This is a genomic window from Amycolatopsis saalfeldensis (assembly GCF_900110575.1).
Classification (GTDB): domain Bacteria; phylum Actinomycetota; class Actinomycetes; order Mycobacteriales; family Pseudonocardiaceae; genus Amycolatopsis; species Amycolatopsis saalfeldensis.
This window is the reverse complement of the sequence record NZ_FOEF01000020.1, coordinates 76,747-90,906: the sequence shown is the minus strand read 5'-3', so window position 1 is coordinate 90,906 and position 14,160 is coordinate 76,747. Positions and strand designations below refer to the sequence as shown.

At 70.1% G+C, this 14,160-nt stretch carries 12 protein-coding genes; 11 read left to right on the top strand and 1 reads right to left on the bottom strand.

Annotated elements, in window-relative coordinates; translation table 11 throughout:
- Positions 1 to 154 precede the first annotated feature (154 nt).
- From BMY97_RS34845 to BMY97_RS34825, 5 genes are all read left to right on the top strand, one after another.
- A complete protein-coding gene (locus BMY97_RS34845; RefSeq protein WP_091625643.1) occupies positions 155 to 1,165 on the top strand; it encodes a DUF1702 family protein in 1,011 nt (336 codons plus the stop codon).
- Between the two features lie 62 nt (positions 1,166 to 1,227).
- Positions 1,228 to 2,202 (top strand): DUF1702 family protein, encoded by a 975-nt coding sequence (locus BMY97_RS34840; RefSeq protein ID WP_091625922.1) that lies wholly within the window; start codon positions 1,228 to 1,230, stop codon positions 2,200 to 2,202.
- A gap of 3 nt (positions 2,203 to 2,205) precedes the next feature.
- Positions 2,206 to 4,173 (top strand): FG-GAP repeat domain-containing protein, encoded by a 1,968-nt coding sequence (locus BMY97_RS34835; protein ID WP_091625641.1) that lies wholly within the window; start codon positions 2,206 to 2,208, stop codon positions 4,171 to 4,173.
- A 5-nt stretch (positions 4,174 to 4,178) separates the two neighbouring features.
- Positions 4,179 to 5,228 (top strand): enediyne biosynthesis protein, encoded by a 1,050-nt coding sequence (locus BMY97_RS34830; protein WP_245787654.1) that lies wholly within the window; start codon positions 4,179 to 4,181, stop codon positions 5,226 to 5,228.
- Complete coding sequence (locus BMY97_RS34825) at positions 5,225 to 6,571, top strand: cytochrome P450 (protein ID WP_091625638.1); 1,347 nt, start codon at positions 5,225 to 5,227, stop codon at positions 6,569 to 6,571. The genes BMY97_RS34830 and BMY97_RS34825 overlap by 4 nt, the downstream gene beginning before the upstream one ends.
- 67 nt (positions 6,572 to 6,638) lie before the next feature.
- Here BMY97_RS34825 and BMY97_RS34820 read toward each other — a convergent pair whose 3' ends face one another.
- On the bottom strand, positions 6,639 to 7,412 hold the full coding sequence (locus BMY97_RS34820; RefSeq protein ID WP_091625634.1) for a helix-turn-helix domain-containing protein: 774 nt from the start codon (positions 7,410 to 7,412) through the stop codon (positions 6,639 to 6,641).
- 545 nt (positions 7,413 to 7,957) lie between these two features.
- Between BMY97_RS34820 and BMY97_RS34815 the strand changes: the two genes are divergently transcribed.
- From BMY97_RS34815 to BMY97_RS34790, 6 genes are all read left to right on the top strand, one after another.
- A complete protein-coding gene (locus tag BMY97_RS34815; RefSeq protein ID WP_091625631.1) occupies positions 7,958 to 8,527 on the top strand; it encodes a DUF5987 family protein in 570 nt (189 codons plus the stop codon).
- Positions 8,524 to 10,158 (top strand): FAD-dependent oxidoreductase, encoded by a 1,635-nt coding sequence (locus BMY97_RS34810; protein ID WP_091625629.1) that lies wholly within the window; start codon positions 8,524 to 8,526, stop codon positions 10,156 to 10,158. Before BMY97_RS34815 ends, BMY97_RS34810 begins: the two co-directional genes overlap by 4 nt.
- Positions 10,155 to 11,312 carry a carboxymuconolactone decarboxylase family protein gene (locus tag BMY97_RS34805; protein WP_091625626.1) on the top strand — a complete coding sequence of 386 codons (1,158 nt, stop codon included), beginning with the start codon at positions 10,155 to 10,157 and terminating at the stop codon, positions 11,310 to 11,312. The genes BMY97_RS34810 and BMY97_RS34805 overlap by 4 nt, the downstream gene beginning before the upstream one ends.
- 12 nt (positions 11,313 to 11,324) lie before the next feature.
- Positions 11,325 to 12,137 (top strand): TIGR03084 family metal-binding protein, encoded by an 813-nt coding sequence (locus tag BMY97_RS34800; RefSeq protein WP_091625623.1) that lies wholly within the window; start codon positions 11,325 to 11,327, stop codon positions 12,135 to 12,137.
- 71 nt (positions 12,138 to 12,208) lie between these two features.
- On the top strand, positions 12,209 to 12,940 hold the full coding sequence (locus BMY97_RS34795; RefSeq protein WP_091625621.1) for a class I SAM-dependent methyltransferase: 732 nt from the start codon (positions 12,209 to 12,211) through the stop codon (positions 12,938 to 12,940).
- A gap of 55 nt (positions 12,941 to 12,995) precedes the next feature.
- Positions 12,996 to 14,138, top strand: coding sequence for a glycosyltransferase (locus BMY97_RS34790; protein WP_091625618.1), 1,143 nt, complete (start codon positions 12,996 to 12,998; stop codon positions 14,136 to 14,138).
- Positions 14,139 to 14,160 lie beyond the last annotated feature (22 nt).

The window sequence follows — 14,160 nt, the reverse complement described above, 5'->3', positions numbered from 1 at the left end:
CGCGGCGAGCGCACCACGCACCGTGCGACCCGGGCCCTTCTCCGAGATTGCGGCGCCGCCGGGCACGTCTGAAGATGGCGTTCACCAGGCGTCCGGATGACGATGAAGCGCACACAGAGTTCACCCGCCATCTCGTGAACGGGAGTCCCACCCGATGCCCACGGCTATCGGCTCGATCCGCAGGTTCCTCCTGGCCCCGTCCTTGACCGAGGTCGGTTTCGCGGGCCGCGGCTTCCCCGGGCAGACGTCCGGCGCCACGCGAAAACTGGAGTCCGTCCCGCAGGCCGTGGTCTGCGGTTTCGAGTGGGGAATCGAGGCCCGCGACCAGTGGGAGGTCGAGCGCAGGCTGAACCTGGTGGAACCGGAGTTGCGCGGCTTCGCCTACGAAGGCGCGACGATGGCCTTCACGATCACCGACGCGATGGGCCGCGGGCACCGGACCCGGGACCTGCTGCGCGGGCCGGGCCGGCCACACCTTTTCCTGTCCTACATCGGGATCGGGTTCGCGATGGCGCGGCTGCCGAGAGGACTGTGGAAGCGCGTGCTCCCCGACCTCGGCGACTCGCCGTACCACCCGACGATGAGCTGGCTGGCGGTCGACGGCTACGGCTTCGACCTCGCGTACTTCAAGACCCGGCGGTGGGTGGACCAGCAGGAAGTACCGTCGTCCTACCCCTGGCAGGGGTGCGCCGAGTACTTCCCCCGAGCCGTGGATCAGGGCATCGGCCGGGCGCTGTGGTTCATCCACGGCGCCCGGGTGGCCGACGTCGCGGCGGCCGTGGAGCGGTTCGGCGACCACCGGCGGGCAGACCTGTGGAGCGGCGTCGGGCTTGCCGCGACGTTTGCCGGTGGCAGCGACCTCGAGGGACTGGCCGAGCTACGCCGGTCCGCCGCCGGGCACGGCGCCGACCTGGCCCAGGGCATGGTGTTCGCGGTCAAGGCGCGCACCTACGCCGGCTTCGTGCCACCGCACACCGAAACCGCGGCCGCGGCGCTCGGCGAGCTGTCGGTCGGCGCCGCCCTCGAACTCGCCGACGGCACCGCGGTGCACGAGGGCGGTTCGGCGAGCACACCACCGTACGAACTGTGGCGCGGCCGGATACGCGCGCACTTCCTGGCCGCCACTGCCAAGCAGAGGCAAACTTCCGGAAAGAACAAGCAGTAAAAACTGCGCTATTTACCGTCCCGCGAAAATTCGACGATATCCACCCGACGGGGGTGAGCACCTTGACGAGTCACTGGCGTAAATTCAGGCGCCGAATCCTGACGCCCGATGTCTCGGAAACACAGCTCGACGTACGCGGTTTTCACAAGAAAGACACCGCATCCCAGGAACTGCTCGAAACGGTCGGGAAGTCATTCCTCACCGGTTACGGCCACGCGGCCGAGGCGCGGACACCGGCCGAGGCGGCGGAAAACCTCGACCGACTGCCCGAGCGGTTCCGGGGCTTCGCCTACGAAGGCGCCGCGATGGGCTTCGCCGTCCGCGACGGCCTGCCGGTGGGCCGCAGCCGCAACGTCGCCGAGTTCCTGGCCGGGCCGGGACGGCACCAGGTCTACATCTCCTACTGCGGGATCGGCTGGGCGATGGCCCGGCTGCCGAAGTTCCGCTGGCCCGACAGCCGCGGGCTCGATCCGCTGCTGCGGTGGCTCGTGCTCGACGGGTACGGCTTCCACCAGGCCTACTTCCGCACCGAGCGCTACGTGCATCAGCACTTTCAGGACCCGCGGTTCCCCTGGCCGGCCGAGGGGCCTGCCGCCTACGCCAACCGCGCCATCGACCAGGGCATCGGCCGCGCGCTGTGGTTCGTCGGTTGCACGGACGTCGGTCAGGTGACCGGGATGATCGGGAAATTCCCCGAATCCCGTCGTGCCGACCTGTACGCCGGGGTCGGGCTGGCCGCCACCTACGCGGGCGGCGCGAGCGAGGACGAGCTGAACGAACTCCGCGAGCGAGCCGGGGCACACCGCCCGCAGCTGGCGCAGGGCTCCGCATTCGCCGCCGAAGCACGCATCTGCGCGGGCCTGCTGGTCCCCCACACCGAGGCCGCCACACAGGTGCTCTGCGGCACCACCGCGGAGAAGGCCGCGCGGATCACCCAGGACGTCCGTCACGACGCCCCGGACAGCGGTCCGCTACCCGCGTACGAGGCGTGGCGGCAACGCATCGCCGACGAGCTGGTTTCGATCGGGAGGAAGTAGCCCATGCCCACCCAACCCGGCTTCCTGCGCAGGCAACTGCCCGGAGTCGTCGCCGTGCTGGTGGTGATCACCGGCTACTTCGTGGTCGGCCTGCCCACCACCTCGGCCGCCGAACAGGACCGCATGGCGGGAATGTACAAGTTCACCCCCATGACCATCGCCCTGCCCGCCGCGGCCAAGCAGCAGTCGATCCGCAAGGTGAACAAGGACTACGAGCACATCCGGGCCTGGATCTCTTCGGTGGGCGCGGCGGTCGCGATCAACGACCTCGACGGCGACGGCCTCGCCAACGACCTGTGCCTGGTCGACCCCCGCAGCGACCAGGTGGTGGTCACGCCGGTGCCCGGCAAGGGAGGCAACCGGTACGCGCCCTTCGCGCTGAACGCCGCCCCGTTGCCGATGACCGACACGATGGCACCGATGGGCTGCGTCCCCGGCGACTTCAACGAGGACGGCCGGATGGACCTGCTGGTCTACTACTGGGGCCGCACGCCGATCCTCTTCCTCGCCCGGCCCGGTGCCACTGGGCTGGATGCCGGCGCCTACCAGCCCACCGAGCTGGTGCCCGGCGCCGACTCCCCGGACGGCAAGTACGTCGGTCCACAGTGGAACACCAATGCCGCCACGGTCGCCGACTTCGACGGTGACGGCCACCAGGACGTCTTCATCGGCAACTACTTCCCCGACGGCCCGGTCCTCGACGACCGCGTGAGCGGGGGCGTCGCGATGAACCACTCCATGTCCCACGCGGTCAACAGCGGCGGGAAGTACATCTTCCGCTTCACCGGGGCCACCACCGGTGCCCACCCGTCCGTCTCGTACCGGAAGCTGGACGACGCGCTGCCTCCGGACGCGCAGCGAGGCTGGTCGCTGGCCGCCAGCGCGACCGACGTCGACGGTGACGGGCTGCCGGAGCTCTACATCGCCAACGACTTCGGCCACGACCACCTGCTGTACAACCAGTCCACGCCCGGCCACCTCAAGTTCTCCGAAGTCACCGGCGTCCGGGACGCGATGACGCCCAAGTCCAAAGTGCTGGGCAACGACTCCTTCAAGGGCATGGGCGTCGACTTCGGCGACCTCGACCACGACGGCCTCTACGACATGTTCGTCAGCGACATCACGACGTCATGGGGCATCCAGGAGAGCAACTTCCAGTGGATGAACACCGCCAAGGACCAGAACGACCTGCGCGCGAAGCTGAAGAGCGGGGTGGCGCCGTGGAAGGACACCAGCGCCGAAACGGGAACCGCCTGGTCCGGCTGGGGCTGGGACGTCAAGATCGCCGACTTCAACAACTGCGGCGACCCGGTGATCGCCCAGGCCACCGGCTTCGTCCGGGGTCAGGTCGACCGCTGGCCGAACCTCCAGGAGCTGGCGACCGCGAACGACGCCCTGCTGGCCAATCCGTTCTGGTGGCCGAACCTGCGCGCCGGTGACGATCTCGCCGGCGATCAGACGCTGCACTTCTTCGCCAAGAACGCCGAGGGCCGCTACGTGGACCTGGCCGGCAAGCTCGGTCTCGCGGTACCGGTGCCCACCAGGGCCATCGCGACCGGCGACGCCGACGGCGACGGCAAGCTCGACTTCGCGGTCGCGCGCCAGTTCGCCGAGCCGGTCTTCTACCACAACGACAGCCCCGACGAGGGTGCGTTCCTGCAGCTGAAGCTCACCGCCGACACCCCTGCCGCCCCCGGCCCGATGCCCGCCAGCGGCTCGCCGGCGACCGGCGCGGAGGTCACGGTGACGACCGCGGACGGCCGCAAGTTCATCGACCGGGTGGACGGCAGCAGCGGGCACTCCGGCCGTCGCAGCTCGGAAGTCCACATCGGACTGGGCAAGAACGTCACCGGTCCCCTCCGGGTCCACCTCCAGTGGCGCGACCGCACCGGGCAGCTGCGCCAGGAGGACCTCTCGATGACCACCGGCAGCCACTCCTTCCAGCTCGGCACCACGGCCAAGGAAAGGTGAACGACATGGCAGGGCAGCAGACGACTGCCGTTCCCCGGCACGATCCGAAGGTGGTCACCGCGCTACGCCGGTTCGCCATCTCGATCACGGTCTTCAACATCCTCGGGTACACCGTGCTCGGATTCGAGCAACCGTGGCTGTGGCCGCTGATCGCGCTCGCCACCGCGTACGCCACCGAGATCGGCCTCGAACTCATCGGGGCCAGAGCGGAGCACCGGGCGCCGCGGTTCACCGGCAACGGGCCGCGCGGGCTGATGGAGTTCCTGTTGCCCGCGCACATCACCGGTCTCGCACTGAACATGCTGATCTACGTCAACGACCGGGTCCTCGTGATGATGTTCGGCGTCGTCGTCGCGGTCAGCGCGAAGTGGATCCTGCGGGCGCCGGTGCGGGGGAAGCTCCGGCACTACATGAACCCGTCGAACCTCGGCATCACGGTGATCCTGCTGCTGTTCCCCTGGGCCAGCATCGCCCCGCCGTACCACTTCACCGAGAAGGTGGACACCTGGGTCGGCTGGCTCATCGTCGCCGTCATCCTGATCTCCGGCACCGTCCTGAACGCGAAACTCACCGGCCGGATGTGGCTGATCGGCGCCTGGCTGATCACCTTCGCGCTGCAGGCGATCGTCCGCGGCCTGCTGTTCGACACGGCGATCCCGGGCGCGCTGGGCATGATGACCGGCGTCGCGTTCGTGCTCTTCACCAACTACATGGTCACCGATCCCGGCACGACCCCGTCGAAACCGTTCCCGCAGGTCGCGTTCGGCGCCGGGATCGCGCTGCTCTACGGCTTCTTCATGGTCGCGCACATCGCGTACGGGTTGTTCCTGGCCACCGCCACGGCGTGCCTCATCCGCGGTCTGTTCCTCTGGTCGCTGCACTTCGTGGACAAGGCGCGCAAGCAGCACGAGGCGCGGCAGCGCGAGCTCGACGAGGCCGCGGCCGTCGCGGCCTCGGCCAACGGATCGTCCGCCGCGGAGGTGCCGGCCCCGGGCACCGGGAGCACCCCCACCCCGGTCGGCAGTCTGCCCAACGGCGCCGGGGGACGGACATGAGCTCCCGGCGGGTGCCGCCGGGCCCACCGCGCACCGCGATGGTGGGCCTGCTCCGGAAGCTGGCGGAGGATCGGCTCGGCCTGATGACCTCGGCCGCGGACCGGTACGGCGACGCGGTCAGGATGGCGATCGGGCCCAAGACGCTGTACTTCTTCAACCATCCCGACCACGCCAAGCACGTACTGGCCGACAACGCCGCCAACTACCACAAGGGAATCGGCTACGTCCAGGCGCGGCGGGCCCTCGGTGACGGCTTGCTGACCAGTGAGGGCGAGCTGTGGCGCGAGCAGCGCCGGACGATCCAGCCGGTGTTCCAGCACAAGCGCATCGCCGCGCAGGCCGGAATGGTGGCCGAGGAGTCGGCGAAGCTGGTCGCGCGCTTGCGGGCGAAGGAGGGCGGGGGGCCGGTCGACGTCCTGGAAGAGCTGACCGGGTTCACGCTCGGGGTACTCGGGCAGAGCCTGCTCGACGCCGATCTCGGCTCCTTCCACTCGATCGGGCATTCGTTCGAAGCCGTGCAGGACCAGGCGATGTTCGAAATGCAGTCGATGAGCATGGTGCCGATGTGGGTGCCACTGCCGAAGCAGCTTCGCTTCCGGCGGGCGCGCAAGGACCTGCAGCTGGTCGTCGACCGGCTGGTCGACGACCGGGTCCGCGGCCCCCGGCCCGACGGCGACGACGTGCTGACCCGGCTGATCGAGTCGACCGCGCAGGAGAGCGACCACCGGGTCGGCGAGCAGCGCATGCGCGACGAGATGATCACCCTGCTGCTCGCCGGGCACGAGACCACGGCGAGCACGCTGGGCTGGACGCTCTACCTCGTCGACCGGCATCCGGAGGTGCTGGCCCGGCTGCACGCCGAGGCGGTCGAGGTGCTCGGGGACCGGTTGCCCGGCTACGAAGACCTGCGCCGGCTGAAGTACACGGCCATGGTCCTGAACGAGGTCATGCGGCTCTACCCGCCGGTGTGGATCCTGCCGCGCCAGGCGCAGGCCGACGACGAGGTCGGCGGTTACCACGTGCCGGCGGGCTCCGACGTGCTGGTCTGCCCGTACACCCTGCACCGGCATCCGGGCTTCTGGGACGACCCGGCGCGGTTCGACCCGGACCGCTTCCACCCGGACCGGTCGGACAGCCGGCCGAGGTACGCGTTCATCCCGTTCGGGGCCGGGCCGAGGTTCTGCGTGGGCAACCACCTCGGCATGATGGAAGCGACCTTCGTGACCGCCATGATCGCCCGCGACCTCCGGCTGGCCAAGGTGCCCGGCTACGAGGTCGTGGCCGAGCCCATGCTGTCCCTCCGGGTCCGCGGCGGGCTGCCGATGAGTGTCGCGGCGGCATGACGGCGAGGCCCCTTCCCGGCAGTGCGGGGAAGGGGCCTCGCCGTCTCCGGCCGAGCCGGCGCCTTCGTCAGCAGATCCGCTTGCGGAACGCCGCGGCCCGCAGGTCGAGCAGCGCGAGCAGTACCGGAGGGTCGAACACGCGGGCCGGGGTCAGCCAGATGTCGGCCACCCGCACCGGCACGTCCGAACGGACGGTGACCGGGCCCCGCGAGCCCACGAACAGCCCCGGGTCGTCGTCGAGGGGGCCACGGATGACCTCGTGGCGATCGGCGGCGACCGAGTGGCTCAGCAGATACCAGCTACCCGGGGGCACCTTCTCCAGCACGAAGGGGCCGGGCTCCTGGAGAATCATGCATCTGACCGGCTGTCCCTGGGGCAGCCGGTCGCGGAAGAGGCCGACGAAGACCAGGCCGGCCTTGGCTTCCAGCGGCGGCCGGATACGACCACAGACGGTGCCGCAGCGCCGGACCGGAGCCCGCCCCCGGTTTTCGACGCAGGCCCGGGACGGGAATCCACCGACCTCGCGGTACATCGTCGGCGACACCCCGACACAGCAGCGAAAGCGCGAACTGAAGGTGCCGACACTGGCATAGCCGACCTGATGACTGATCTCCGTCACGGTCAGCGATGTGGTGGCCAGCAGCCTTTTGGCTTCCTGGAGCCGAACCGCCGAGAGAAAGCGCCCCGGCGAGACACCGGTAACTCGTTGAAAGATTCTGGTGAAATGGAACTTGCTGAACATCGCCGCCCGGGCCATGTCGTCGACCGTGAGCTGATCACCGAAGTTCTCCCGCATGGAAACGATGGCTCTGCCGACAGCTTGCTCGATGGCGCCTTCCATGAAACCTCCCCAATCGGCTGTCGCACAAACAGTCTTTTCGCAGGCAAGAACTCCCCAGACCCCGCTTCATTAATGCGAACAGACCGAAGCCGCCCACGTCAGGCAATCTATTGCCCGGCTCTCCCGCGTCTGCGCCGACTATCCCACCCCAGGGCCGTACCGACCTCGGCAATACCGATTACGGCAGGAAAACTAAAGGCACGGCAAGCATGCATGCCTGACCATTGTGCGAGTTTCCTGATTGATCATCAGCTGACCTACCACCCCCGTCAGGAATATACCATCATGTCGACAATCACGCAAGGCGCTGACCAACCAAGACCCCGGCCGGCCGTAGCATTCCACTGGTGACCAACACAGCAAGTCCGGAGGTGCGAAATTCCGGACAGATCTTGGATAATGAAGGCGCTGAGATCGAATCTCTGAACTGTTGTTGTCCGCGGTGGAAATACACGACCACCTGCTCCTTCCCGGTCGGGTTCGCGAGATTTCGACTCATTATCGATTGATCGCGCGACATATCCGATCGACAGGAGGACAGGTTCGTGACACCAGACAGCCCGGACGAAGAACGGACCAGAATCAGTACCCTCGAAGCGTTCGCGGACACGATCATCCCCGGCGAGAAGCGATTTCCCGGTGACCGGGCCATCGCGGGAGCCGGCGACGGGGGCGGCGCGGTCGCCGCCGGCGCCCTCGAGCTGCTGGAGCTGCCCGCCCCGGGCCTCTCGGCCGGGCTGGCGGACTTCGCCCGCTCCCTGAACGGCCACGCCCTGGCCTACGCGGCCGAGCTCGGCCTGTCGCTCGACGAATCGGTGCCCCCGTTCGTCGCCCTGACCTTCGAATCGCGCACCGCGCTGGTCGAGCGGCTGACCGCGCCGGGGCACCCGGAAAAGGACGGCTGGGTCCTGCTCGCCCTGTTCAGCAACATGGCCTTCGACACCGCCGCCCACCGGCACACCGCCGAGGCGCTCGCCGCCGGGCACCCCGGGCTGACCGCGATGGGCTTCGCGAAGCCGGACGCGGACGGCCTGTGGCGCTTTCCCGAGTACTCCTACGGCCGGGAACTGGCCAGGATCCACCCCGGCACAACCCCCTCCGGGAGTCCCGCATGACCGCCCGCGAAAGCACAGACGTCCTCGTGGTCGGCAGTGGCTTCGGCGGGGCGATCGCCGCCTACCACCTCGCCGCGGGCGGCGCGCGGGTCGTCGTCCTCGAACGGGGCCCGTGGCTCGAGGGCAAGGACTTCGACCACGACTACCTGCTCGGCTCGTCCTACACCCGGGTCTTCGACTTCGTGGCGGGCGACGGCATGAGCGTGCTCGGCGGCAACTGCGTCGGCGGCGGCAGCGTCGTGTACTTCGCCGCGCTCCCGCGCGCCCCGCGGTTCGCCTTCGAGCGGCACGGGAGCATCGGCAGGCGGATGTGGCCCTCGGCGATCAGCCGCGACACGCTGGAGCCCTGGTACGACCGGGTCGCCGAGGCGATCCCGGTGGTGAAGCAGGACTGGAACGACGTCAGCTACGCCGGCGGCCTGTGGGCGGCGGCCTGCGACCACTCGGGCCGCACCGCGAACCCGGTGCCGGTCGGCGTCGACCGCGAGAAGTGCACGAACTGCAACTGGATGATGGCGGGCTGCCGGTTCGACGCCAAGCGGTCAATGTTGTTCAGCTACCTGCCCGCCGCGGTGGCGCACGGGGCGGAGATCCGGCCGCTGCACGAGGTGCAGCACATCTCGAAAGCCCCCGACGGCGACTACCGGGTGCACTACAGCCACATCGACGGCGAGGACTACCGGATCCGGACCGACGGCGGGACGATCGACGCCAAGATCGTCATCCTCGCCGCGGGCGCCGGCGCCACACCGGTGATCCTGCAGCGCTCGGAGGCGCAGCTGGGCCGGATGCCGCACGCCGTCGGCCGGTACTTCTCGGGCAACGGTGAACGCCTCAACACCGCCGTCGTCAACGAGGACCGCGTGCGGGACGTGCTCGGCCTGAGCCGGGGCGGCGGCCTCGCCTACGCGGCCAACCAGATCGGCAAGGGGCCGGTGGTCGCAAACTGGGATCACCTCGACGGCTCGCTGCCCGAGTACTCGCGCTTCTCCTTGGAACAGCTGTACTTCCCGCCCGGGCTGGGGACCATCCTCGCCCAGGCACCGGATGCGACGGGGCCGAGCTGGTTCGGCGTCGACAAGAAGGAAATGCTGCGGCAGTGGCGTTCGTGGCTGATCCTGTTCCTGATGGTGGAGGACGACAACGAGGGCGTCTTCGGCCCGCCCCCGCCGTCCGGCAACGCCTACCGCATCTCCCAGCAGATGCTGGGGCGCGGCACCCTCAGCTACGTCCCGTCGCCGAACACACTGAGCGGCTGGGCCAAGGCGGACGCCGAGGTGAAGGAGATCCTGGAGCGTGACGGCCTGGCCAAGGTGATGCCGTGGACGAACGACCTGGTCGGCGCCTACACCGTGCACCCGCTGGCGTCCTGCCGCATCGGTGACGATCCGGAGACTTCGGCGTTGGACGACAGCCACGAGCTGCGCGGCCATCCCGGCATCTTCGTCACCGACGGTTCCGCCGTGCCCGGCGCGTTGACGGTCAACCCGGCCATGACCATCGCCGCGCTGGCCGAGCGGGCCATGCCCGGGATCGTGCGAGCAGCGCAGCGGCGCGGAGTGCAAGTCACCTACGGCGCGCCCGCTCCGGCCGGCGGCACCACGAGCCCGATGGTGAGCGCCGTCCGGTGAGCGGATCGCTGCTCGGACCGGTTCTTCGCAGGTCGCCGAGCCGGATCCGCCACGTCACAGCGGTACGGCCGGCCGAGGCGTCCGGCCTCGTCGCCGAGGTCTATGCCAGGACGGAGCGGGACTTCGGCCTGCTCGCACCGCCGATCGCCCTGCATTCGCCGGCGCCGGAGATCCTGGCGGCGGCGTGGCTGATGCTCCGGGAGACCCTGGTCGCCTGCCACCAGCTCGACCGGGCCGCCAAAGAGGTGGTGGCGACGGCGGTGTCACTCGGCAACGCCTGCCCGTACTGCGTGGACGTGCACGGATCCACTTTGGACGGCCTCGGCCAGGGCCGGGACGGGACGGCCCTGACCGGCGGGCATCCCGAGTCGATCACCGATCCTGTCCTGCGGGAGGTCGCCGGGTGGGCCGAGGCGAGCACGACCCGGGCGGCCGCGCTTCGGTACCCGGCGCGGTTCACGGCCGGGCAGACCGCGGAACTCGCCGGGGTGGCGGTGACCTTCCAATACCTGAACCGCATGGTCAACGTCTTCCTCGGCGGATCCCCGCTGCCTCCGGTCCTGCCCACCGCGGCACGGGCCGGCGGGCTGCGGCTGCTCGGCCGCTTCATGCGGCAGATCGCGCAGGAGCGGCACCGGCCCGGGAGCGACCTGGGCCTGCTGCCCGCCGCGCCCGTCCACCAGGACCTGGCTTGGGCCGGGAGCAATCGGTACATCGAGGACGCCTTCGCGCGGGCGGGCGCCGTGATCGACGCGGCCGGCGGGCGATCGGTCCCGCGGCCGGTGCGCGAATTGCTGGGCACCACGCTCTCCGGCTGGGACGGGCGACCGGCAGGCCCCAGCCGCGCCTGGGCCGACGACGCCGTCTCGGTCCTGCCCGGGGCGAATCGGGCCGCGGGCAGGCTGGCGCTGCTGACCGCGCTGGCGTCGTACCAGGTCGACGAGTCCGTCATCGGTGAATTCCGGCGGGAGCAGCCCGGGGATCGCGTACTGATCGAACTCACGTCGTGGGCGAGCCTGACCGCGGCGCGGCAGGCCGGCAGCTGGCTCGGCCCGCGCGCACGCACCGCGGGACCGGACACCGAAGGCGCTCCGGACCGGCACCCGCACCCGGACGCGGGCACCGGCGCACCTGTGCGAGAACTCCCCGAGTGAAAGGACCACCGCGTGAGCGAGTCACAGAATGTCTTCCTCGCCCTGACCGCCGAGGGCGACGAGATCGACCGGCTGGTGTCCGATCTCGACAGTGCACAATGGATGAGTCCGACACCTGCTCCCGGCTGGACCGTCAAGCACCAGATCGCCCACCTCGCCGCGATCTTCCGCATGGCGGGCCTCGCCGCCGGCGATCCCACGGCCTTCCGGACGATGATCGGCCGGCTGAGCGACGACTTCGACGCGAACGTCGACGCTGCGCTGGCCCCGTACTTCGCGGACTCGCCCGAGGTCCTCCTCGGCCGGTGGCGCAAGGAACTCAAGACCGCGACCGAAGCCCTCGCCGCCCGCGCGCCGGAGGATGTCGTGCCGTGGCTCGTCCGGCCGCTTCCGCCGTCCGTGCTCGCCGCCGCCGGGTTGATGGAGCTGTTCGGCCACGGGCAGGACATCGCCGACGCACTCGCCGTCCGCCGGAACCGGACCGACCGGATCCGCCACCTCTGCGCGTTCGCCACCCGCACCTGGGACTTCGGTTACCTCGCCCGGGGCCTGGCCGTGCCGGACGTCGAATTCCGCTACCGGCTCGCCGCGCCCTCCGGCGAGCTCTGGACGTTCGGGCCCGCCGATGCGGCCCAGACGATCAGCGGCCCGGCCGAGGACCTCTGCCTGCTCGTCACCCGGCGACGGCACCCCGACGACCTGGGGCTCTCCGCGACCGGCGCCGAAGCGAACCATTGGCTCACCATCGCCCAGGCCTACCGGGGGCCGGCCGGACCGGGCCGTGCCCCCGGCCAGTTCGCCGCAGCCAGGCCTCCCGGCAGCTGAGCGACCCGCAGCCGCGGTGCTCTCGCCCGCGTGGCCACCCGGCCTCACGCCCACGACTTCAAGGAGATCTGATGCAGTACGCAAAGGATCACGCCGAGCTCTACGACCTGGTTTTCCGTAGCCGTGGGAAGGACTTCGCGGCCGAGGCCGAGGCGCTGACCGAGCTGGCCCGCTCGCGTTTCCCGGCGGCCCGGTCCTTGCTCGACGTCGCCTGCGGCACCGGCGCGCACCTCGAGACCTTCCGGCACCTCTTCGACGAAGTAGCCGGATTCGAACTGGCCGAGGCCATGCGCGCGGTCGCGCAGGCGCGGCTGCCGGACGTCCCGATCCACGCGGGAGACATGCGGCGCCTCGAACTCGGCCGGAGTTTCGACGTTCTGGTGTGCATGGGCAATTCCGTGGCCTGCATGCCGGACCCGGCGGACCTGGACACGGCGATCGCCGGAATGGCCGCGCACGTGGTCCCCGGCGGCGTCGTGATCGTCGAACCGTGGTGGTTCCCCGCCGACTTCATCGACGGGTACGTCGACGGGCATCTGATGAAGGAGAACGACCGGGTGGTCTCCCGGATCACCCGGTCCGTGCGCGAGGGCGGGGTGACCCGGATGGAGGTGAAGTTCACTGTCGCCGACGCCTCGGGGATCACCGACTTCACCGACCTGCTGCAGGTGACCCTGTTCGAGCGGGACGACTACCGGTCCGCGTTCGAGCGGGCCGGCTGCACCGTCGAGTTCGTGCCGGGATTGCGGCTGGCCAGCGGCAGGCCCAACAGCCCGGGGCTGTTCGTCGGCACTCGGAAATAGCCGGCGCGCGCCGCCGCCGGGCACACGTTCTTCGGGCACACGAACGGAGGGGTTCATGCGGATCCTGTTCACCACCGAGCCGCTGCCAGGACACTTCTTCCCCTTGGTCCCGCTGGCCTGGGCCGCCAGGGCGAGCGGCCACGACGTGCTGGTCGCCGTCCCGGACAACTTCGCCGACACGGTGCTGCGCGCCGGCCTTCCCGCCGTTTCGAGCGGGCCACCGACCGAGTTCCTGGACCTGTCCCCGAACGGCTCGGACCGCCCCGACGGGCTGCTCCGCCATGCCCACGGCCGGATGTTCGGCCGGATCGGCTCGGTCACCCTGCCCGCGACGATGTCCATTGTGGAGCGATGGCAACCCCGGCTGGTGGTGCACGAGCGCGCGGAATTCGCCGGCCCGGTCGCGGCGGCCCGGCACGGCACGCACTCGGTCGACCTGCGGTGGGGCGTCGCCGACCTGGCCGAGTACCGCACGGCCGCCGCGGAAGTGCTCGGACACGACCTGGCGGAGCTGGGGATGGACGGCCTGCCGGAGCCCGACCTGATGCTCGCCTCCTGGCCGCCGAGCCTGCGTCTCCCGCACGCCACGGACCACGTCGGGCTGCGCCACGTGTCCTACGGCGGCACCGCCCGCCTGCGCCGCTGGATGTTCGAACCGGGTGCCCGGCCGCGGATCTGCCTGACGCTGGGCACCCTGGTCCCGAAACTCGGCCTGGACCTGCTGCGGGAGGAGCTGATGTCCGTGGTCCGCGAGCTGGTGCGGCTGGATTTCGAGCTGGTCGTCGCGATCGACGACCAGACGGCCGCCGCGTGGGGACCGTGGCCCGCGGGCATCCGGCACGTGGGCTGGCTGCCCATGGTCCAAGTCTTGAACAGGTGTGCTCTGCTGATCCATCACGGCGGCCAGGGCACCACGCTGACCGCACTGGCGGCCGGCGTGCCCCAGCTGGTGCTACCGCAGTTCGACGACCAGTTCGAGAACGCGGACGCCGTGGTCAAAGCCGGTGCGGGCATCCGCCTGCTGCGCCCGGAGATCGTGCCGCACACGGTGGTCGGCCATTGTCTGCGCATCCTCGAAACGGCCGAGTTCACGGACGCGGCCTCGCTCGTCGCCCGTGAGATCGCCGCACAGCCTTCCCCGCTGGAGGTCGTCGGAACGCTCGAAGACCTGGCCGGTCAGGGCCAGGCCGGTACGTGAGCCGGGTTCCCGGCCACGCACC

What these genes read in the sequence shown, in the direction of transcription:
- BMY97_RS34845 (WP_091625643.1), top strand. Translation starts at nt 155, where the DNA reads ATGCCCACGGCTATCGGCTCGATCCGCAGGTTCCTCCTGGCCCCGTCC.
- BMY97_RS34790 (WP_091625618.1), top strand. Translation starts at nt 12,996, where the DNA reads ATGCGGATCCTGTTCACCACCGAGCCGCTGCCAGGACACTTCTTCCCC.
- BMY97_RS34820 (WP_091625634.1), bottom strand. Translation starts at nt 7,412, where the DNA reads ATGGAAGGCGCCATCGAGCAAGCTGTCGGCAGAGCCATCGTTTCCATG.
- BMY97_RS34795 (WP_091625621.1), top strand. Translation starts at nt 12,209, where the DNA reads ATGCAGTACGCAAAGGATCACGCCGAGCTCTACGACCTGGTTTTCCGT.
- BMY97_RS34835 (WP_091625641.1), top strand. Translation starts at nt 2,206, where the DNA reads ATGCCCACCCAACCCGGCTTCCTGCGCAGGCAACTGCCCGGAGTCGTC.
- BMY97_RS34810 (WP_091625629.1), top strand. Translation starts at nt 8,524, where the DNA reads ATGACCGCCCGCGAAAGCACAGACGTCCTCGTGGTCGGCAGTGGCTTC.
- BMY97_RS34825 (WP_091625638.1), top strand. Translation starts at nt 5,225, where the DNA reads ATGAGCTCCCGGCGGGTGCCGCCGGGCCCACCGCGCACCGCGATGGTG.
- BMY97_RS34830 (WP_245787654.1), top strand. Translation starts at nt 4,179, where the DNA reads ATGGCAGGGCAGCAGACGACTGCCGTTCCCCGGCACGATCCGAAGGTG.